Genomic DNA, 21068 nt, shown 5'->3' with positions numbered 1-21068 from the left:
CGGTGTCACTCATGTGTCGCTTCGAACAAGGCGCGCAATCGTATCGGCGGCCTGTTCGACTGTCAGTTGGCGCGCAACGCATTGACCGAAGCCGGGGCCCTGGTCGCGTCGAAAAAGGTCGTACATGCCGGGCGCGGCGGCAAGCAGCGTAAACGGCGCGCAATGCGCGGCAGCACATGAGCGCGGACATCCGCTCAAATGCACGTCGGCGCCGGCGGGCAGGCGCTTCGCGAGAACCAATGCGTCGGCTTTGGTATCCGCGAGGCTTTTCGCGCAGCCGGTGGAACCGGCGCACGCGATCAGGTGTGTGATGGCATCGGCCCAATCGCATGCGAGGCCCAGCGCGTTCAGCGCGGCGAGCACGACGGGCACTGAGAGCGTTCGGATGTCGGGCAGCAGCACGCTTTGCCACGGCGTGATGCGCAGCGTGCCGTCGCCATGTTGTTGCGCGAGCGCGGCGAGGCCGTGCAGCGTGGCCGCGTCGATGCGGCCGAGCGGCGGTTGACCGCCGGCATGCCATGTATCCGCGGCGCGCTGCGCACGTGCGCCGAGGCGTAACGAGGCATCGGCGGTCGTGCTGCGACGCCAGTCGACGAGCGTCGCGTCGCGCGTCAATGGAAAATCCACGTAGGTTTGCGCATGCTGCAATATTGCGTCCGCCGAATGCGTGCCGAGCAGATGGCGCATACGCGTGGCGTCGGCAGCGGCAAGATCGAGAAACGTATGCAGCAGCGCACGCACGAGCGCCGGAACTTGCGACGGCAGCACCGAGGCCAACGCGCCTGTCGCATCCGCATGCGACCTTTCGGACGAGTTCGCAGCGTTGCCTGATGATGATGGCGACTTCCCGCCGATGGGCGTGTTTGCGCTCGCGTTGGCATCAACGGTCGGGCAGCCTGCGAGCCCGAACACGAAGCGCACCGCACCGGCCGAATCTTGTGTTGCCGCGAGCCACACGTCATGCGGGTGGTCCACTCTCGCGAGCCGCTCGCCGCCGTCGAGCAACAGCGCGAATTTCGGCGATAGCGCCGCGAAACGCGCTTCACTTTGCAGCAGCGTGAGAAGCGCGGCGCACTGAGGTCTGGTGTCGAACAGTGCGCACGGGTCGCGTCCGGCAGTTGGGCTGATCATGACGTTGCGCACGTCGTCAGCGGCGGTTGCGTTCAGGGCTTGGGCGCTTCGATCGCGATCATGGCCGTCTTCGGCGCAATCGGTCGGCGCTCTATCGCCCATTCTTTCAGAGCCGCTTGCAGCGCTCGGTCCGAGCCCCGCATCGATCAGCGCGGCGACCAGCGCAGCTTCATGTCCGGCACGAACGCCGCGCAATTGCAGATTCGCGCGATTCGTCAGTTCGATCGCGCCCGCCGTATGCCGCGCACTCGCGTTGGCGATCGCCTCGGCCTGAGCCGCGCTCAATTCGCCGCCTGGCAGCTTGATCCGACAAATCCCGCCGTCGCGCGCCGCCACGATCCGCAGCAGGCCCGGACACGCCGAGGGCCGCAGCGCAGATGCCGCGTCGGGCAAGACAGTGGAGGGCGAAGCTGGATTCAAGACGGACACCGGGTTAGCGTCGCGCGACGGCCCGAGCAAGCGGTCAAAACGGCATTGCTGCGGCATCGGTACACCCCGCCCGATGTTGGCTGGCACGAACAGTCTGGCCGGCAGGTCTCCTGGCTGGCAGGTCGTCGTCCGCCGCGGCCTTCCCGGTTTAACCAGTGGCGCCAAGCGCAGGCGGACTCGCTGCATACAGTTGCGGGGGCAGCCACAGCGGCAATCTTCCCGCTGTGTTCCCTGTTAGGCCCCGAAGGGCACCGGCGGCTGTATTATGCCTTTTTTCGGATAGCACAACGAGGCTGGACGCTTTGACCGGCGTGGCGCAGTGCATTGTTTGAGATACAAAATGAGGAAGGGTGCATGTCGGCGTGGCTGACGGTGGTGGGCATTGGCGACGACGGCTTCGCCGGTTTGGGGCGGCCCGCACGGCGTGCGTTGCTCGAGGCGTCGGTGATTTACGGCGGCGAACGTCATCTGTCGATGTTGCCCGCGCGGCTGGCCGCACGGCGCGCCGAGTGGCCGCGCCCATTCGATCTCGCGCCGCTTCTGGCCGAGCGCGGCGGTTCCGTGTGTGTGCTGGCGAGCGGCGATCCGATGCTGTTCGGCGTCGGCGCGACGCTGGCTCGACAGTTGCCGCCCAGCGAACTGCGCGTGTTGCCCGCGCCGTCGTCGTTATCGCTTGCGGCGGCGCGGCTCGGCTGGGCGCTGCAGGACGTGGCCACGGTATCGGTGGTTGGGCGGCCGTTGCCCTCGCTGAACGCTTATTTGCATGACCGCGCACGCGTGTTCGTGCTGAGCGCGGACGGGCGCACACCCGCCGCGCTTGCCGATCTGCTGAGCGCGCGAGGTTTCGGCGCAACGCGGATGACCGTGTTCGAACATCTTGGCGGCGACGACGAGCGGCGCATCGACGGCCGCGCGGATCAATGGTCCCCGGGCGATGTCGCCGCGCTGAACCTGGTCGCGCTCGAATGCCGCGCCACCGAAGGCGCGCCGCGCCTGCCGCTCACCTGCGGCCTGCCCGACGACGCGTTCCGTCACGACGGCCAGCTCACCAAACGCGATGTGCGAGCGATCACGCTCGCGCGACTCGCACCGACGCCCGGTGAATTGTTGTGGGACGTGGGTGCGGGCAGCGGCTCGATCGGCATCGAATGGATGCGCGCGCATCCGACTTGCCGGGCGATCGCCATCGAAGGGCACGCGGAGCGTCAGCGCTTCATCGAGCACAATCGCGATGCGTTGGGCGTGCCCGGCTTGCAACTCGTGGCGGCCCGCGCGCCGCAAGCGCTCGAAGGGCTGGCCGCGCCGCATGCGGTGTTTATCGGCGGCGGCGTGACGGTGCCCGGGGTGCTCGAAGCGTGCTGGGACAATTTGCGCGACGGCGGCCGGTTGGTCGCGAACGCGGTCACGCTGCAAGGCGAGGCGGCGCTCGCCGCATGGCGTGACAAACATGGCGGGACGCTCACGCGAATCTCGCTTGCGGACGCTCAGCCGCTCGGTGGCTTCGATACGTGGCGGCAAGCGCTGCCGATCACCTTGTACGATGTGGTGAAGCGTTGCGCTACCGATGGCGTCCATAGTGTCGCCGATAGCACCAGCGCTGCTTCATCGGCGTGACGCTCATGCGCGACGAAACGCCTGAACAACCCGCACCGCTGCGCAGCGGTTACACGACCGGCAGTTGCGCAACCGCCACGTCGCTGGCGGCCGCGCGTCTGCTGCTCGCGGGTGTGGTCAGCGAGGTGGCCGAAATCGTGTTGCCCAAGGGCCAGCATGTGCCGATGCCGCTCGTCTTCTGCCGGTTGACCGATGACGGCGCCGAAGCCGGCACGATCAAGGATGCCGGCGACGATCCCGACGTCACGCACGGCGCGGTGGTGTTCGCACGCGTGCGTCTGGTCCCTGAGCCAGGCGTTGTGTTCCGCGCCGGGCCGGGCGTGGGCACGGTGACTCGCGCGGGGTTGACGCTCGCCGTCGGCGAACCGGCGATCAACCCGGTGCCGCGCAAAATGATGAGCGAGCATCTTGCAGAACTCGCCGCCGAGCATGCCTATGGCGGCGGTTTCGAAGTGACGATTGGCGTTGAAGACGGCGAAGCGCTCGCGCTCAAAACGATGAATCCGCGGCTCGGGATCGTGGGCGGCCTGTCGATCTTGGGCACGACCGGCATCGTGCGGCCGTTTTCGTGCTCGGCGTACATCGCGTCGATTCATCAGGGCATCGACGTTGCGCGCGCTAACGGCTACATGCATCTTGCCGCGTGTACAGGCAATGCGAGCGAAGACGCGATGCGCGCGCACTACGGATTACCCGACATCGCGCTGATCGAAATGGGCGACTTCGTCGGCGCGGTGCTCAAGCATATGAAGCGCGCGCCGGTCGAGCGCCTGAGTATTTGCGGCGGCTTCGGCAAGCTGAGCAAGCTCGCGGCGGGCCATCTCGATCTGCATAGCCGCAACTCGAGTATCGACCTGGAACGGCTCGCCGCATGGGCCGCCGAACAGGGGGCCAACGACGCGTTGCAATCCGCGATCCGCGCGGCCAATACGAGTCAGCAAGCGGTCGCGCTAGCGCACGCGGAGCAGGTACCGCTCGGCGACATTGTCTGCGCGCACGCGCTTGCCGTCGCACGCGAAATCGTGCCGCCGCAGGTGAACGTGGAGATGTTCGCGATCGACCGCGCGGGCAAGCTGATCGGAGTCGCGCGATGACAAAGGTTCTGCTGCTCGGCGGCACCGGCGACGCTTTACGCATCGCCCGACAACTGACTTCCGTCGACGTGTACAGTCTCGCGGGACTCGGCAAGGTGCCCGACGATCTGCCATGCAGCGTGCGGGTCGGCGGCTTCGGCGGTAGCGAAGGCATGGCGCGGTATATCGCAGATGAAGAGATCGGCCTCGTGATCGACGCGACGCATCCGTACGCGGCGCAGATCAGTGCGAATGCTGTGAGTGCGGCTCGTCACGCGGGCGTGCCGTGCTGGGCGCTGCGTCGACCGGCGTGGCAGCCGCGCGCCGGCGACGACTGGCGCATGGTCGACGGCTGGGACGAACTCACCATGGCGCTCGCGCCGTTCAGGCGACCGCTCTTCACGCTCGGACGCGAACCGCTCGCGCATCTCGACGAGATTCCGGCGTATCAATTCTGGCTCGTGCGCTGTCTCGACTCGCATCAAGACACGGAACGCGCCCGCATACTCGCGGCGCGCGGACCGTTCACGCTCGAAGGCGAGCGTGCGCTCTTTGCGCTGCAACACGTCGACGTCGTGGTCAGCAAAAATAGCGGCGGCAGTGCGACCGAGGCCAAGCTCGAAGTCGCACGTGAGCGCCGCCTGCCTGTCGTGATGCTGCGCCGGCCTTCATTGCCCGCCGCGGATCTTGAATTTGAAAGCGTGGCGGAGTTGCTTGACGCGCTGCATCTGTCACGGTGAGTCGTCCGCTTGAATCAATGGAGTATTGAATGACGGTGTTTTTTATCGGCGCCGGTCCTGGCGATCCGGAACTGATCACGGTGAAAGGGCAGCGTCTCGTGCGCAGTTGCCCCGTGATTCTCTATGCCGGTTCGTTAGTGCCGGCTGCGGTGCTCGAAGGGCATTCGGCGGTGCAGGTGGTGAACACGGCCGAGCTCGACCTCGACCAGATCGTGGCGTTACTGAAAAGCGCGCACGACAAAGGTCAGGACGTGGCGCGCGTGCACTCCGGCGACCCGTCGCTGTACGGCGCGATTGGCGAACAGATTCGCAGGTTGCACGAGCTATCGATTCCCTACGAAATCGTACCGGGCGTGACCGCAACCGCTGCTTGCGCGGCGGCGCTCGGCTGCGAACTCACATTGCCAGACATTTCGCAGACGCTGATCCTCACGCGGTACGCGACGAAAACCACGATGCCTGAGGGCGAACAGCTCGCCGATCTGGCGCGGCATCGTGCGACGATGGCCATTCATCTTGGCGTGCGGCACCTTGCGCGCATCGTCGAAGAACTGCGGCCGCATTATGGCGGCGCGTGCCCGATCGCGGTGATCTATCGCGCGAGTTGGCCCGACGAGGAAAAGATCACGGGCACACTCGACGACATTCTCGGGAAGGTCCAGTCCACGCAGATCGAGCGCACCGCGTTGATTCTGGTCGGACAGGTGCTCGCGGCCGAAGGCTTTGCGAATTCGACGCTGTACGCGAAAGTCTGACGTATCGGAAGCCAGTCGATTGCATTCGTGCGTCGGCCATTCGACATACACGTCGATCGATCTACCGGCAGCAGCTAGTCTTCGAGCGGTGCAAACGCTTCGACCGGCATCTTTTTCTCCGTGCCAATGGTGATGGCCGGCACGAGAGTCAGCAGCAGCACCACGAAAATGGCGATTGCGAAGATCGAAATGAACGTGAGGTGCAGCGATTGATGCAGCACCATTCGGATTGCTTCGCTACCACCGAGGCTCGCGGCCTGATTTTGCAGCAGGCTTTTCAGTTGGTCCGACGTGACGACGGCGACGCCTTGCGAGTGGCTAAGCCCGAAGTTGAGCACAGCGCCGAATAGCGTGGCGCCTAGCGTGCTGCCCAGATTGCGCGAGAACAGATTCGACGCCGTTGCACTGCCGCGTTCGTCCATTTTCACGATTTCCTGAATCAGAATGAGACAGCTGACGCTCGACGTGCCCATGCCGAAACCCATGATCAGCGAGCCGAATGCGGCGACGAGCGGCGAGCCGCCCGGCGCGAGGAACAGCAGCAGCACCGCGCCGATGGGGATGAAAGCACTGCCGCCAATCAGCATGCGCCGCAAGCCAATGCGATGAAACGATTTGGCGGCGAGCGTGGCGCCGGCCGGCCAGCCGACCATCATCATCGTGAGCGCGAGGCCCGCTATCACCGGCGAGCGATTGAGCACGCCTTGCACATACATCGGCAGGAACGTCGTCGAGCCCATCAGGATCATGCCGGACAGCAAGGTCGCGCCGTTGCACGCGGCAATCGGGCGGCGGCTCCAGAGCGCGAATGAGATCATCGGTTCTTTTGCGCGACGCTCCTGCAGCACGAACAGCAGCAGGCACACGACGAATGCGCCGCCGGCCATCGATGCGTGCGCGAGGTCGTCGTCGCCCGCACAGGTAAGCGCAGTCATCAACGCGGCTATCGCGGCCATGAAAAGCGCCGCGCCCGCGAAGTCGATAGAAGGGCGCGCATGCCGCTCGGACTCTCGTAGAAACGCGATAAATCCTGCTGCGGATGCGAGGCCGATCGGCACGTTCATCCAGAAAATCCACGCCCACGACAAGTTGTGGATGATGAAGCCGCCGACCATCGGTCCCACCACCGCTGAAATCGCCCACACGCTTGCAAGATAACCTTGCACCTTGCCGCGTTCGCGCGCAGGGTAGAGGTCCGCGACGATGGTCAGCGTGACCGGCTGGATCGCGCCCGCGCCGATGCCTTGAATCAGCCGGAACGCGATCATGGCCGGCATCGACCATGCGAAGCCCGCGAGCACGGAGCCGATCAGGAAGATCGCGATGCCGGCCAGCATGACCGGCTTGCGGCCGTACAGATCGGCGAGTTTGCCGAACACCACGGTCATTGCCGTTTGCGTGAGCAGGAACGAAGAGAATACCCAGCTATACAGATGCAGATCGCCGAGTTGCGCGACGATCTGCGGCATGGCGGTGGAAACGATGGTGGCTTCGATGGCGACCATCGCCATGGAAGCCATCACGGCGGCAATGACCAAAGGACGCGACGATTGCGGATTGCGGGACATGGGGCGAAGTTGGATCAGAATAGTGGGTGCGTCCGGCCGCCTGGCGCTCGAACTGCACGCGGCGACGCAGAGCACGGCCGTTCGGAGGCGGCCGACCCCGAGTATGCACCTTGCACAGAATCTTCGCATGCGAGCGGCGCCATCGGCGCCCTGCGCCATTTGGCACAGCACTTGCGACTTGCAAGGTTCTTTCGACACATGGAGGGTCATTATGAGGATCGAATTCACCGGACGCCGTGAAGTGGTGGCGGCGGCACGCGTCGCCTTCGAAGCCAATGTCGATGGAAAAGACGTCTGGTGCAGCGTCTCGCTCGACGCGCTAAACGACCATTTCGGCAACGGCGGGCCGTCGGCTCACGATCTCGTGGGTACGTTCGAAGCCAATCGCGCGCAGATTGAAAAGGCTACCAAGCGGGTGCTGGAAAAGAACGGCGGGCAGTCGGTGGAGCTGGAGACGCGCGACTTCGACAAGACGGGGCCTTAGCATTGGCGCTGCCGCGGTCATTGCCGTCGACGGGTCCGGCATGCGCCGGGCTCGACGGTGGTTATCGCCGATGGATCTGCGACGGCCTGGCAACTCAGCGCTCGGCGGCTCGGCGGCGCTCCTGCCGCGAGCCGTTGCAGCACTCGCAGCCAGTCCATGCGCTGTGCTGGTGAGTTGACGTGTGCCTGGCCGATTGCGCCGCCCCGATAGCACTGCCATGCCTGCCGAAGCCACCGCAACGCGGTATAGTTCGCGCGAACCGCCGCGGCCATGCAAGGCGTGCCGCGTATCTTCGATTATCGGGAGAACATCGTGCAGGAAATCATCGAGGGCTTGATCCGCTTTCAACGTGAAGTGTTTCCACAGCAAAGTGCTTTGTTCAAGCGCCTTTCGACCGCGCAAAGTCCGAGCACGCTTTTCGTGACGTGTTCGGACAGCCGCGTGGTTCCTGAACTGCTGACGCAGGCGGAGCCGGGCGCGCTCTTCGTGATCCGCAATGCGGGCAATATCGTGCCGTCGTATGGTCCGGAGCCTGGTGGCGTGTCGGCGACAGTCGAGTATGCGGTCGCTGTGCTCGGCGTGCGCGACATCGTGATATGCGGCCATTCGAACTGCGGCGCGATGACCGCAATCACGACCAATACGAATCTGGAACATTTGCCCGCAGTGGCCGGCTGGCTGCGTCACGCCGATGCGGCGAAGGCGATCAATGCGTCGCGCACCTATCAGTCGCCCACGGAGCGTCTGGACGCGCTCGTCAAGGACAACGTGGTCGCGCAACTAGCCAATCTCCGCACGCATCCGTCGGTCGCCGTCGGCCTCGCGAACAAGACGCTGCAATTGCACGGCTGGATCTTCCAGATTGAAAGCGGCGTAATGCTCGCACTCGACGGCCGCACCGGCCAATTCGTGCCGCTGCTCGAGAATCCGAACATTTACGCGGTCTGATTGACGCGTCTGATTGCGCCGCGCACGCCGCATGTAGCTCGTGCCCCTAGCCGCTGTAGCAGCGGAACGCAAGGCTGATGCGCGGCCCAACGCACTCATTGAGCTTGGGGATGCCGTGGTCATGCGTGAACTGCGACGCGTAGCTCATGACGAGGCAACTGCCCGGTTCCAGTTCGACATGCATTGCGCGGCCCGGACCTTTCTTTGGACGGACGGTCATGCGACGGCTCGCACCGAGCGACACGATCGCGATCGGCTCGCCGGGCACCAGACTCGCCGTTTTGTCGCTGTGCGGCGCGACGCTATCGTGCTCGTCGCGATAAAGGTTGAGCCCCACGCGATTGAACGGCGCGCCGACCAGCGAACGCACCATGTCGAACGCTTCGCCAAGCGGCGTGGGCAAGTCCGCCGATTCGCGCATAAAGGTCGCGATCAGACGGGGCACAAGCACCTCGCGCTCGTACATCATGCGCTGATAGCTGCTCCAGCCTATGTTGCGTAACGCCTCGTCAAACCACCGTTGCGCGAGCTCGGGTGGGATAGAGTCGGGCAGGTAGCGGATTCCGCCGTCGCTGTCGCCGAATAGCGCAACGGGTTCGGGGGCAAACAGGCCTTGCTGGGACGCCATGGTTCAATGCCGGGCGCGAGCGGCCCGGCCGGCAAATAGTTGGTTCATGCAAGGCATTATACTGTGTTTTTATACAGTGTTCTTCCTGCACGCCTTACCTCTTGCCCTTGTCCGCGCTTGAGCCTGTTTGCGTCGCCGGAGCGCCGCTACTCGCCGGGGCTGTACAGGTCGAGTAGTTTGAGCGTTACGCCGTTGGTCCAGCCGAAGCCGTCCTGAAGCGGATATTCACCGCCACCGCCGCCGCCCGTGCCCGCTCCCTCGACCACGTATTTTTCGACCAGTTTCTTATCCGACGCATAGACGCCTTTCACGTCGGTGAGAAATCGCGTGCCGATCTGTTGCGCGAGGGCGTCGTGACCATAGCGCTTCAAGCCCTGAATCGCGACCCAGTGCAGCGGCGCCCAGCCGTTCGGGGCGTCCCACTGCTGGGTGGTGTTGTAGGTCGTCGTCGCGAGTCCGCCGGGCTGCAATAACGTCGACTGCACCTGCTGCGCGGTCTTTTGCGCGCGCTCCGGCCATGCCGCGCCCACGAATAACGGGAACACCATGGCGGCGGTCTTGTTGTCGCGCGGTTTCGCGAGCTGCCAGTCATAGTCGCCGTAGTAGCCGTTCGGATTCCACAGGTAGCGATTGATGCCGAGCGCGCGCTTCGCGGCGCGTCCTGCGAATTCGCCGACACAGCGGAAGTCGCGCGTCTCGCTGCAGCCTTTCGCAATGCTGATCTCCAGGTGGAACATCAGGCTGTTCAGATCGACAGGGATAATCGACGTCGTGCGCACCGTCGCGAGCGTCATGTTGTCGCCAAACCAGCGGGAGCTGAAATCCCAGCCGCTTTCCGCAGTGGCGCGCAGTTCGCGGTAGACGTCGTTCGGATTGCGCCCGGTGGCTTTCTGCGCGGTCTGTATGTCCTCCAGATACGATTCGTCGCGAGGCGTGTCGAGTTCGTCCCAATAGCGGTTCAGTACAGTCCGGTCGGGCATCACTACGACATTACGGGTCGCCGAGCCCGCCGGCGTGGAGTTTTCGCCCTGCATCCAGTAGCCGTACTCCTTGCGCAGCGCGGGCAGGTACTTCTGATAGACGCCGTGGCCTTCGACCTTCGCCGCGAGTTCAACCATGTGCGAGAAGAAGGGCGGCTGCGAGCGGTCCAGGTAGTAGGTGCGATTGCCGTTTGGAATATGGCCGAACGTGTCGATCATGAACGCGAAGTTGTCGAGCATGTTGTCGACGAGGTCTTCACGGCCGGCTTCCTGCAAGCCCAGCATCGTGAAATAGGTGTCCCAGTAGTAGCCCTCGCGAAAACGGCCGCCCGGCACGACATAGGGCTTCGGCAACGGAATCAGCGAACTGTTCGGCGGCGCGCTCGTGGTCGTGCGGGTGAGGGCGGGCCATAGCCAGTTGATGTGCTCACGCAGCGTCTGATTAGCGGGCGGCGTGATGACCGGCTCGCTCGGCGGCGTGAAATACTGGTTCACGAAGTTCGCCAGCGAAAAACCGGGCTTGCCTCGCTGCTGCTGATAAAGCTGCACGATGACGGCAGGGTCCGCATTTGGCGTTGCATCGACGAAGGTCTTCTGGTCCGGATAGATCTGCGCGGTCTGCACGGCAACGAAGAGGTCGCCGTACAGGATGTCGGGCGCGGGCGGCAGGGTGCCACCTACTTGCGTGTCGGCTCGACAGACCGACGACAGCCCAACGAGGAAGGCAAAGCCTGAAACAGCAACCGCGCGATGCAAGTGCTTCAATCGTGCGGCGGGGAGGGAGGGCTGAACGAGGACGCCGGGAACGCCGGACACGTTGCCGGCACGGCTAATGCTGCGCGCTTGCGATGACACAATCATGTCTCCTCCTGAGGAATGGACAACAGGATTGGTCTGCCTCTTACGCCCTCTGTTTTCATGGCCCGCGTTGGGGCGTGGCTAGCATGGCATAAAACCGGGCGTGCTTCAAACTATGCGTGGTGAATGCGTTGTGCGCATTGTCGAAGAGTCATGGTTGACGGTCGTTTAGTTCGGATGCCGAAACGATTGAGTCGAGTGTCTATGTCAGCGAACTTTGATCGACGGCGTGGCTGCTACCACTGACGCGCCCACATCGTTCGCCGCTTGTCGAGTCAGGCGAAATGTCTTTGCTGTTAAATAAATAACCAATGGAATTGTTTCAATCGCTGACTCATTATTTCCATAACTTTCGCATAGAATAATTTGGAAGAATAAAGGGATTAGATCCGCGTTGTTGTGCGACTGTCGATATGCTATTCTCGATTCGCCTGAGATTCCGAGCGCTTTTGTAAATCAGGCACTTGGGGCGCGTCTTCCGCGAGGCGCGCCCCATTTCATTTGGCACGGAGGTTAAGCATGTTGAAGGAAATAAACTGAAAGTTAAATCGCAATGACGTCGTTAAAAAGCAACGTCGTAATATAGTGAAAAATAGGTTTTGAATTTCTGCGGTATTCTCCGCCGCTCAATAGCAGCCGCTATTGGCTTCAGGAGATATTCAATGAACAAATACGTATTGTCGAGCCTCTCGCTCGCTCTTGCCGGCGCCGCAAGCGTCGCTCATGCACAAAGCTCCGTCACGCTGTACGGCCTGATCGATACAGGCTTGACCTACACGAGCAATTCGGGCGGCAGCAGCAATTTCCAGCAGGCAAGCGGCATTCTGAACGGCAATCGCTGGGGCCTGCGCGGTGCGGAAGATCTCGGCAACGGCCTGAAGGCAATCTTCGTGCTTGAAAACGGCTTCAATCTGTCTACCGGCAAGCTCGGTCAGAACAGCCGCGAGTTCGGGCGGCAGGCGTTCGTCGGTTTGTCGAGCAACCAGTACGGCGCCGTCACGCTGGGTCGCCAGTACGACAGCGTGGTCGATTATCTCGCGCCGCTTGCGTTGAACGGCACGCAGTATGGCGGCACGTTGGCGTCACACCCGTATGACAACGACAACCTGAACAACTCGGTGCGTATCAACAACGCTGTCAAATTCCAGAGCGTCGATTACGCCGGCTTCAAATTTGGGGCGTTATACGGATTCTCGAACGCAGCGGGCAGCTTCGCCGATAGCCGCGCGTACAGCGTCGGCGCGTCGTATGTATTCGGCGGCCTGAAGGTCGGGGCGGGTTATCTGCAACTGAACGGCGGCGGCTCGTCGACGAACACCAGCGGCGCCGTTGCGACTGGCGACTCGACCTTCACGGCGGCGCGTCAACGCACGTACGGCGCCGGTTTGAGCTATGCGTTCGGCCCGGCGAACGTCGGTCTCGTCGTGACGCAGACGCAACTGAACGGCGCGAGCGCGATCAGTTCGTCGGCATCGGGCACGAGCAGTGGGTTGGCTCTGACGGGAGGCAGCGCACGCTTCACGAACTACGAAGTGAACGGCCGTTATGCGTTGACGCCGGCGGTGTCGGTGTCGGGCGCGTACACGTTTACCGACGCGCGTCTGGACGGCGTGAGCCCGAAGTACCATCAGGTCACCGTGCAAACGGACTACGCGTTGTCCAAGCGTACCGACGTCTATGCTGAAGCCGCATACCAGCATGTCGGCAGCACCGGCAACTCGGGCATTACCGCGGACATCGTCGGCGTGAGCGCGTCGTCCACCAGTTCGCAGGTGGTTGCCACCGTCGGTATCCGCCATCGCTTCTAAGCCGTGGCGTCGAGTGGCGCTTTAGCGGCACTTTGCAGAAAAGCCCGCAATTTGCGGGCTTTTCTGCGTCGTCGAGACAATGAACAACTTACGCTCAGGCGCCGAGCCAGCGCGCAATGAGCGGCATCAGCACGGGAACCACGAACGCGGTGAACACACCGTTGAGACCCATGCCGAGCCCCGCGAACGCACCCATTTGCTCGCTGACCTGAAAAGCGCGCGCTGTGCCGATGCCATGCGACGCAACGCCGAGTACGAAACCGCGCACTTCAGGCTCGGCGATTTTCAGCGCGTTCAGAATGGCGCGGGCGAACACTGCACCAAATACCCCCGTAGAGATAACGAGTACAGCCGTCAACGAAGGAATCCCGCCGATTTCGGAAGCGACGGCCATTGCAATCGGCGTTGTCGCCGATTTTGGCGCGAGCGACGCAACCGTCTGATGCGAGGCGCCGAAGAGCGCAGCCACGGCGACCGCGGACAGTATCGCGGTCAACGAGCCGGCGACGAGTCCGCCGATCAGCGGAAACGCAAAGCGGCGCAGCTTCGGCCATTGACGATAAAGCGGCAACGCAAGCGCGACCGTCGCGGGGCCGAGCAGGAAGTGCACGAACTGCGCGCCCTCGAAGTAGGTGGCGTACGGAGTGCCCGTGATCTCGAGCAACGCGACCAGCAACGCGACCGCGATCAACACCGGATTAGCCAGCGGATTGAAGCGCGCCTTCGCATACAGCGTCTGGGCGATCAGGTACGCGATCAGCGTGATGGTCAGGCCGAGCAAAGGGCTTGCTGCGAGATACACCCATAGTGCGCCGAGCTTTGGTAAGGCGGTCATTGTGCGGCCTCGCGGTCGGCATCATTGTGCAACTGCCGGCGCATCAACGCGCGCGTGACAAGCGCGGCCACCGCAATCGCCAGAGTCGTGCTGACGGCAATCGACACGATCACCGCAATGGCGTCGCCGCGAATGCGGCTTGCCGAGACCATGATGCCGACGCCTGCCGGCACGAACAGCAGTGACAGGTGCCGCAGCAGTTCGAGCGCGGTGGGTTCAATCGCATCGGCTGTTTGCGGACGCATCATGACAAAGCCGAACAGCAGCAGCATGCCGATCACGGGACCCGGCACCGGCAAATGAAACACGTAAGACACACCTTCTCCGAGGCATTGAAAAGTAAGCAGGGCAGCCAGCGCGGCAAGCATGTAGATCTCCAGCAGGAAACGGAAATGCGGCCATTGTGTACCATGCGGATAGTTTCGTGGACCCCGCGAGTAGATTGCGGAGCGCCTTGCGTACAGAAAGTTCTTCGTCAATGACTTGTTGCAGGACGACAGCCATGCAAATCGAGCCGTTTCAAATCGCCGTGTCTGACGAGGACATCGACGATCTGCGTCGACGCATCCGCGCGACACGTTGGGCGCCCACTACGCCTTCCTCCGCGTGGCAACAGGGTGTCGATTCAAACTGGTTGCGTGAGCTCGCCGACTATTGGGCCGGTCAGTTCGACTGGCGCGCGTCGGAACAGCGCCTGAACAAGCAGCCGCAATTCGTGGCCGATGTTCACGGGCAGCGCGTGCATTTCCTGCATCGGCGCGGTACGGGACCGGCACCTTATCCGCTCGTCGTTACACATGGCTGGCCGGGCTCGTTCGTGGAGTTCGAGGCGTTGATCGAGCGGCTTTGCGAACCGGCAGCGTTCGGCGGCGATCCCGCCGATTCGTTCGATGTCGTCGTGCCTTCGCTGCCGGGCTTCGCGTTTTCGCCGCCGCCCGCGCAGCCCGGCATGTCCGCGTTTCAGGTCGCGGATATCTGGACGTCGCTGATGCGAGGCCTCGGTTATCAGCACTTCGGCGCGCAAGGGGGCGACCTCGGCGCCGGTGTGTCGGTTGCACTCGCGGCACGGCATCCGCAGATGGTCGACGGTATTCACCTCAATTTTCTGCCTGGGTCGTACGAGCCCGCAATCGGAGCGGCCCAACAACCGTTGACGCCGGAAGAAGAGCGCTTTCTGCGTGAGAGAAACGAGTGGGTAGCGCTTGAGGGCGGCTACGCGCACATGCACGCGACGAAGCCGTTGACGGTCGCAGCTTCGCTGAACGATTCGCCGGTGGGGCTCGCCGCATGGATCGGTGAAAAATTCCGCGCATGGAGCGATTGCGAAGGCGACGTCGAACGGGTGTTTTCAAAAGACGACCTGCTGACCAACATATCGCTCTACTGGTACACGCAAAGCATTGGCCCGGCGATGCAGATGTATTGGGAGAACCGCCTCGCGCCGATGCGTTTTGCCGATGGGCAACGTGTCGTGCCGCCCGTCGGCTTCGCGCGTTTCCCGAAAGAGATCAGTCGTCCCCCGCGCAGTTGGCTCGAACGAACCTTCAACGTGGTGCAATGGACCGACATGCCGAGCGGCGGGCATTTCGCAGCCATGGAGAAGCCGGATCTGCTCGCCGCCGAAATCCGCGCATTCTTCAGGCCGCTGCGAACGTAACGCATTGAACGATGTGTGAAGAGCGGCGCGTGGCTGTCGTGGCAGTTCATCGAATAGCTGCGCTGAATGTTCGGCGAAGCATGCGCCGCGTGCCCGTGGACAGACGCGGTGTCAGGTTCAGCAAGGCCGGTGAAACCGCCGGAAGCCTACGGATGGATTCTCCGCGCCGAGTTAGTGCGGGCAGGCATACACGGCTCTATGCGGACGATGCCTCATGAAAGCCGTGGTAGCGAAAGTCGCGCGCGTCCACCGGCTCATCGAGTCGGACGGCGGCACCCACTGACAACAGCGTCTCCACCGTAACGCCTCGGTTCGAAACGAACGTCCATTCCGCCGGCGCGGGTGGCACATCCGGCGTCGCGCGAATTCGTTCGAGAGCCACAAGTAGTTCACTGCTTCGCGGCGCATGGATAACAAAGCCTTCGTTTGCAAGCGACGCATGAGTGATTGACAACTCGTGACACAAACGCATGCGAAGCGGCGCTTCATTTTCCGCCGTGCGGCGCGATAGTTCGATCAGCCGCCGCGTCGTCTCGTCTACCAACACACCGTGCCGCTGCAACGGCTTCGTATTCCATGCCTCGGGCGGACACGCCTTGTTTGCCGGCGTCAGCGAGACGAAAGGATTGATCTCCGCCGGATAGATGCGGCACACGAGTGGCCGCTCTTCATAGATGCCGCACAGCATGTCGGCGCGAAGATTCGGACATGGACCCGCGAACGCGGCCGCGAGAATGATCGACACGCGCACAGGCAGCGAACCGCTCTCAGCGGGTGTCGAGCGCGCTTTTCTATAGTCCGCTTGAGCGTTGGGCGGCTCCGGATCGGCCGGCCACGGAATCGCCTCGCAAATCAATTCCATCTGTCCGCCTCGCGCGAGCCAGTCGCTCGCCTCGGCCAATGTCAGCGGCAAGCGCAAGTCGTTGCAGCACTTGCCGCACGCGGTGCATTCGAAGTCGATGTCGTCCACGCGAAATTCCTTTTTTAATTCGACGTTCGGCTTGGTCGCGCGAACAGCGAACTTCTGACAGCGGGCGGCGGAAAAAAGTATCGCGCAAAAATCCTTGACACTGTCCGTCGAATCTCTATAGTTCACCACATGGTGAAGTGTCCAGTCAGTCAACTCGATCGTACTTTTTCCGCGCTGGTAGATCCGACCCGGCGGGCCATCCTCGCTCGTCTGGAACGAGAGCCGGGCCTTTCCGTCACGGAAATCGCGCGCCCGTTGCCGCTCAAGCTGCCCGCCGTCATGAAGCATCTCGACGTGCTGAGCGAAGCCGGCCTCATCACGCGCGCCAAGCATGGACGCACCGTGTCAGTCGATCTCGTTGCCGGCCCCATGGAAGAGGCCATGGCGTGGCTCAAACGCTATGAACGCTTCTGGTCCGCGAGCCTCGACCGGCTTGCCGATTTTGTCGAAGGAGGGGAGTGAGCGATGCAGAAGCCCAGTTTAACCATCGTGCGCCGCCTCAAGGCGCCGCCGCAGAAAGTGTACGCAGCGTGGACGAGGCCGGAGTTGATGGCGCGCTGGTGGGGGCCTGACGCTGGTCCGGTATTGAGCGCCCAAGCCGATCCACGTGTGGGTGGCCGGTTTCGCGTGGTATTCCAGACGCTCGACGGCGAAACGCATGACTGCCGCGGCGAATATCGGGAAGTGGAGCCGGACCATAAGCTCGTCTTTACGTGGGAATGGGTGACGTTGCCCGAGCGGCGTTCACTAGTCAGCATCACGTTCCGGCCGATCGACGATGGCACGGAAATGAACTTCACACACTCACAGTTCTTCGACGAAGCCGCGCGCGACGGTCACGATGTCGGGTGGAAGGGCGCGTTTGAGAAGCTGGATGCACTGATTGTGGAACTCGGCAACACGGAACTTTGAAGAGGCAGCGTCGAATGAAGTGAACCATCACGGAGACGCCAAATGAAGCTTTACTATGCGGAGTCATTAGCGCCGCGCAAGGCATGCGCAGTGGCTAAATATTTAGGGTTGCCAATTGAATATGTCTATGTCGATCTGGGCAAAGGCGAGCACACGGAGCCCGCTTACCTGGCGCTCAATCCGAACGGCAAGGTGCCGTGCCTCGTTGACGGGCAGAGAAGCATCTGGGAAGCGGACGCGATTATTTGCCATCTCGCGCAACGCGGACAATCGCCGCTGTGGCCGCAGAACTGCGAGCAGCAGGCCGACGTGCTGCGTTGGCTGAGCTGGAATAGCCAGCACTTTTACCGCCACGGCGGCTTGCTTTACTTCGAACACCTGATCAAGCCGGCAATCGGTCTGGGCGCGCCTGACAGTGCGAAAGTTGCGGAAGCCCAAGGGTGGTTCCGCAAACATGCAGGCGTTCTCGACCAGCATCTGAAAGGCCGTAGATGGTTGATTGGTGATCAGATGAGCATCGCTGACTTTTCGGTAGGCGTCACGCTGCCCTATGCGGCAAGCGCGAATATGCCGCTAGACGAGTTCCCTGAGGTAATGCGCTGGCACGATCGGCTGAGCGAGCTTGAGGCGTGGTGCGATCCGTTTCCGTCGAGGCAAGCCCAGGCGGTTGCGGCCTGAGAACGTTCAACTGCGATGCGATCGTATGACCCGTCCGCACACCAGTCTTTTTGCGCGCTGCGTTGAACTCAATAGCTAGTACAAAATCGATTCGCAATTCGTTATCTGCGTGACGCTCGCCTTAGCACGTCCGGCATTGAAAAATAAAAAAGTTTTTCGTAGTCCGGTCCGGAAAAACCGCTATTTAGAGTATTAATTCGGGTTGATTACGTCACGCATCCAACTCGCATACATCGTGTGGCAATTCAGGAAAGATTGTGAAAGGAAGTTGACACGATAACGTTTGCCAATCTAGGCTACGCACTGTCGTCGAAAACTGATCCTGGTTTCGGGTTCTGCCTGTGAGGTCCTGTGGGCGGCGCTTTGCCCGGCGATCATCGGAGCGTAGCTATTACGTCTCCGAAAGCTTTGTAATAAATAAGCATTTGAATCTTTAAATCAGCCAATTAGTGCTGAGGACGTAACACGTCCATATTCTGGCTAGCAATTCGGTGCTAGTGCGGGAGACCTTTGTCGCTGAAAAAAGAAACACGGCTCAAGTGGCTCAACGCACTTCTTTATACCGATATTGTCAGTCGAGGATTAAAATGCGTATAAATTTCCGATCGCAGGTGCAGTGCCTGGCGTTAGCAGGAATAATGGTAACGGCGGGGTGCGGTGGAGGAGACGGCACCTCGTCATTGACGAGTAAATCCGCACAAGGGCCGGCGGGCGCGTCCGAAGTCGCTCAGGTGCCGCCCGCAAGTGCAGTGCTTGCGGATACGTCGATCGACAAGACCGTGCAACCGGTCGAATTGCCGAACACTGTCATGCCGGTCAACTACAAACTGTGGTTCCGGCCCAACCCGGCGCTGTCGTCGTTCGACGGTCGCGCAGACGTGCAGATCAAGGTGCTCAAAGCCGTCAATGCGATCACGATCGCAGGCCATCGCGTCAAGTTCACCAACGGCACCATCACGCTTCAACCGGGCAACATCGCGCTGATCGCCACGCCGCAAGACGACGGCGACTTCTATCAGCTTCGGCCCGTGAGCGGTCAGATCGCCGCCGGCAACTACTCGCTCCACATGGAGTGGAGCGGCATCATCAACTTCAAGAGTTACGACGATCCGGTCGCGAAGACGGGCGGCAGTTGCGGCGACGACCATTACCCGGGCTGCTCTGCAGCGGAGGGCGTATTCCGCGTCGATCTGAAGGCGACCGACGGCACGACGAGCGGCGCGATCCTTACCCAAGGCGAGTCGAATCTGGCCCGGCAGTGGTTCCCGGGCTGGGACGAGCCGGCTTTCCGTCCGACCTATGAGGTGAGCGCGGAGGTGCCGCAGAACTGGAACGTCGTGTCGAACGCGGCGGAAAAACCCGCGGTGAATGTGGATAGCGGCTACAAGCTGGTGTCGTTCGAAAAGACGCCGCCGATGCCTTCGTATCTGCTCTTTTTCGGCGGCGGCCAGTTCGACATTCTCGAAGACGACTTCACGAGTCCGCTGCCTGACGGCAAGGGGCTGCATCTGCGCATCTTCACGCCGCCGGGCATGCGGGACTGGGCCAAGCCGGCGATGCAGCAGACCAAGCAGGCGCTGGATTACTACTATCGCTACACCGGCATCCCGTTGCCGCTCACGAAGTTCGACACGGTGGCCGCCAATGACGCGTTCAAGGAAGAGAAGGACCTGAACTTCGGCGGCATGGAGAACTGGGGCGCCATTCTCGAATTTGCCGATGACATCCTGCCCGCGCCGGGCACGACCATGTCCGACTATGGCGTAACCGTGCTCACGCACGAAGCGGCGCACCAATGGTTCGGCGATCTGGTCACGCTCGACTGGTGGGACGATGTGTGGCTGAACGAATCGTTCGCAACGTTCTTCGAAAACAAGACCAAGGTGCGTTTCTTCCCGGACCGGTTCAGCTGGGTCGACGACGTGAAGAACAAGTATGCGGTGATCAACGCGGACCTGAAGTCGACCTCGTTCCCGGTGCAGCCGAACTTCAACGGCTGGGCGTCCAACGACTTCGTGCTGAGCGCGAGCGCGTTCACGTACGACAAGGGCGGCCATGTGCTGAAGATGATCGAGAACTATCTCGGCGAGGAAACCATGCGCCGCGGTCTGCAGCAGTATCTCGCCGACTATTCGCTTGGCAACGTCACGCCGAAGCGTCTGTGGGATGAGCTGGCAAAGGCGAGCGGCGAGCCCATGGTCGCGATCGGCGACAGCTTCGTGCGGCAAACCGGCGTTCCGTTGATTTCGCTCGACACGCAATGCGATCTGACGACGAACCAGACCATCGTGACGCTGAAACAGTCGCCGTTCCCGAATCAGAACCAGTATCCGGGCACGCAGTGGACCGTTCCGCTGACGCTCGCTTATGGCGACGGACTGACCTCGCGCAAAACGCTCGCACTGAAGGACCCGCAAACGCAGGTGCGGCTCAACGGCTGCTCAGCGGTGCTCGCGGACCCGAGCGGTCTCGACTATTACGTGACGAACTACAGCAACAACGCGTGGAGTCAGTTGCTCGCACAGGGCAATGCGCTGAAGGATCCTGTCCTGCTGACGAGCTTGCAACTCGAAGCGAAATTGCTCGTGGCACACGGTCTTGCGGACCCGTCGCGTGAAACCAGCATCGGCTCGTTCAGTTCCGCTAACGCCGTGGTTGCCCGCCAGTTGCTGAAGACGCCGGCGCCGACGACGCAGTCGCTGCGTCCGACCATCCGCTACCAAGGCAAATTGCGGCAGAAGGCGCAAGGGCAGTAACGCACCAAGCCGGCGGCGAACGCCAACCTTAGCCGCCGGCAGTACAGTGGCCCGCATCGTTCACGCGATGCGGGCCACTGCGCTTCTGCGAGTGACGTCAGCGCTACCGCACTAGCGGCCAGAGCCGCTTAACGGATGGCCAAGCGGCTCTACCAGGCGGTAGCGCAATAGCGCCGAAATCTCGTCGATGGACGCCACTTCGCCCACGTGCGCAACCCCAAAGGGCGCATGGCCGTTCACAACC

Annotated in this window: 19 protein-coding genes and 1 riboswitch; of the genes, 12 read left to right on the top strand and 7 right to left on the bottom strand. The window is 62.2% G+C overall.

Annotated features, from left to right (window positions below; translation table 11 throughout):
- Positions 1-9 precede the first annotated feature (9 nt).
- The gene (locus OH764_RS24740; protein WP_498851282.1) at positions 10-1560 is read right to left on the bottom strand and encodes a ferredoxin-like domain-containing protein; all 1551 of its coding nucleotides are present in this window, start codon (positions 1558-1560) and stop codon (positions 10-12) included.
- A gap of 83 nt (positions 1561-1643) precedes the next feature.
- Positions 1644-1829: riboswitch (cobalamin riboswitch) on the bottom strand.
- 85 nt (positions 1830-1914) lie between these two features.
- Here OH764_RS24740 and cbiE point away from each other — a divergent pair.
- The 4 genes from cbiE to cobM are packed head-to-tail and all read left to right on the top strand — an operon-like array spanning position 1915 to position 5742.
- On the top strand, positions 1915-3174 hold the full coding sequence (gene cbiE, locus OH764_RS24735) for a bifunctional cobalt-precorrin-7 (C(5))-methyltransferase/cobalt-precorrin-6B (C(15))-methyltransferase (RefSeq protein WP_498851222.1): 1260 nt from the start codon (positions 1915-1917) through the stop codon (positions 3172-3174).
- A 5-nt stretch (positions 3175-3179) separates the two neighbouring features.
- Positions 3180-4268 carry a cobalt-precorrin-5B (C(1))-methyltransferase gene (locus OH764_RS24730; RefSeq protein ID WP_498851221.1) on the top strand — a complete coding sequence of 363 codons (1089 nt, stop codon included), beginning with the start codon at positions 3180-3182 and terminating at the stop codon, positions 4266-4268.
- The gene (locus OH764_RS24725; protein WP_498851220.1) at positions 4265-4987 is read left to right on the top strand and encodes a precorrin-6A/cobalt-precorrin-6A reductase; all 723 of its coding nucleotides are present in this window, start codon (positions 4265-4267) and stop codon (positions 4985-4987) included. The genes OH764_RS24730 and OH764_RS24725 overlap by 4 nt, the downstream gene beginning before the upstream one ends.
- A gap of 29 nt (positions 4988-5016) precedes the next feature.
- Entirely contained in the window at positions 5017-5742 is a 726-nt protein-coding gene (gene cobM, locus OH764_RS24720; protein WP_498851219.1) for a cobalt-precorrin-4/precorrin-4 C(11)-methyltransferase, read from the top strand.
- 74 nt (positions 5743-5816) lie between these two features.
- On the opposite strand, the gene OH764_RS24715 is transcribed toward cobM, so the two are convergent.
- Positions 5817-7310 (bottom strand): MDR family MFS transporter, encoded by a 1494-nt coding sequence (locus tag OH764_RS24715; protein ID WP_498851218.1) that lies wholly within the window; start codon positions 7308-7310, stop codon positions 5817-5819.
- A gap of 211 nt (positions 7311-7521) precedes the next feature.
- Between OH764_RS24715 and OH764_RS24710 the strand changes: the two genes are divergently transcribed.
- Both OH764_RS24710 and OH764_RS24705 read left to right on the top strand, forming a co-directional pair.
- Positions 7522-7794: a DUF1488 family protein gene (locus OH764_RS24710; protein WP_088173713.1), complete on the top strand. Its 273-nt coding sequence runs from the start codon at positions 7522-7524 to the stop codon at positions 7792-7794.
- A 312-nt stretch (positions 7795-8106) separates the two neighbouring features.
- Positions 8107-8742, top strand: coding sequence for a carbonic anhydrase (locus tag OH764_RS24705; RefSeq protein ID WP_498851281.1), 636 nt, complete (start codon positions 8107-8109; stop codon positions 8740-8742).
- Between the two features lie 46 nt (positions 8743-8788).
- Here the strand turns inward: OH764_RS24705 and OH764_RS24700 are convergent, their stop codons facing one another.
- Entirely contained in the window at positions 8789-9370 is a 582-nt protein-coding gene (locus OH764_RS24700) for an alpha-ketoglutarate-dependent dioxygenase AlkB family protein (protein WP_498851217.1), read from the bottom strand.
- A gap of 146 nt (positions 9371-9516) precedes the next feature.
- Positions 9517-11211: an alpha,alpha-trehalase TreA gene (gene treA / locus OH764_RS24695; protein WP_498851216.1), complete on the bottom strand. Its 1695-nt coding sequence runs from the start codon at positions 11209-11211 to the stop codon at positions 9517-9519.
- Positions 11212-11870: 659 nt separating this feature from the next.
- On the opposite strand from treA, the gene OH764_RS24690 reads away from it, so the two are divergent.
- On the top strand, positions 11871-13016 hold the full coding sequence (locus tag OH764_RS24690; RefSeq protein WP_498851215.1) for a porin: 1146 nt from the start codon (positions 11871-11873) through the stop codon (positions 13014-13016).
- A 94-nt stretch (positions 13017-13110) separates the two neighbouring features.
- On the opposite strand, the gene OH764_RS24685 is transcribed toward OH764_RS24690, so the two are convergent.
- Together OH764_RS24685 and OH764_RS24680 are read right to left on the bottom strand one after the other, a co-directional pair.
- Positions 13111-13851: an LrgB family protein gene (locus OH764_RS24685; RefSeq protein WP_498851214.1), complete on the bottom strand. Its 741-nt coding sequence runs from the start codon at positions 13849-13851 to the stop codon at positions 13111-13113.
- A complete protein-coding gene (locus OH764_RS24680) occupies positions 13848-14219 on the bottom strand; it encodes a CidA/LrgA family protein (protein WP_087754839.1) in 372 nt (123 codons plus the stop codon). Before OH764_RS24680 ends, OH764_RS24685 begins: the two co-directional genes overlap by 4 nt.
- Positions 14220-14353: 134 nt before the next feature.
- On the opposite strand from OH764_RS24680, the gene OH764_RS24675 reads away from it, so the two are divergent.
- Positions 14354-15508: an epoxide hydrolase family protein gene (locus OH764_RS24675; protein ID WP_498851213.1), complete on the top strand. Its 1155-nt coding sequence runs from the start codon at positions 14354-14356 to the stop codon at positions 15506-15508.
- Positions 15509-15704: 196 nt separating this feature from the next.
- On the opposite strand, the gene OH764_RS24670 is transcribed toward OH764_RS24675, so the two are convergent.
- Complete coding sequence (locus OH764_RS24670) at positions 15705-16478, bottom strand: YkgJ family cysteine cluster protein (protein ID WP_498851212.1); 774 nt, start codon at positions 16476-16478, stop codon at positions 15705-15707.
- Between the two features lie 129 nt (positions 16479-16607).
- Here OH764_RS24670 and OH764_RS24665 point away from each other — a divergent pair, with 129 nt between their 5' ends.
- From OH764_RS24665 to OH764_RS24650, 4 genes are all read left to right on the top strand, one after another.
- On the top strand, positions 16608-16940 hold the full coding sequence (locus tag OH764_RS24665) for an ArsR/SmtB family transcription factor (protein ID WP_498851211.1): 333 nt from the start codon (positions 16608-16610) through the stop codon (positions 16938-16940).
- A 3-nt stretch (positions 16941-16943) separates the two neighbouring features.
- Positions 16944-17390 (top strand): SRPBCC family protein, encoded by a 447-nt coding sequence (locus OH764_RS24660; protein ID WP_498851210.1) that lies wholly within the window; start codon positions 16944-16946, stop codon positions 17388-17390.
- 42 nt (positions 17391-17432) lie between these two features.
- The gene (locus OH764_RS24655) at positions 17433-18068 is read left to right on the top strand and encodes a glutathione S-transferase family protein (RefSeq protein WP_498851209.1); all 636 of its coding nucleotides are present in this window, start codon (positions 17433-17435) and stop codon (positions 18066-18068) included.
- A gap of 587 nt (positions 18069-18655) precedes the next feature.
- A complete protein-coding gene (locus tag OH764_RS24650; RefSeq protein WP_498851208.1) occupies positions 18656-20824 on the top strand; it encodes a M1 family metallopeptidase in 2169 nt (722 codons plus the stop codon).
- Positions 20825-21068: the final 244 nt, after the last annotated feature.

Source organism: Burkholderia sp. M6-3 (assembly GCF_050858985.1).
GTDB classification, from domain to species: Bacteria; Pseudomonadota; Gammaproteobacteria; order Burkholderiales; family Burkholderiaceae; genus Paraburkholderia; species Paraburkholderia caledonica.
The sequence above is the reverse complement of the archived record's forward strand: the minus strand, read 5'-3'. Positions and strand labels throughout refer to the sequence as shown.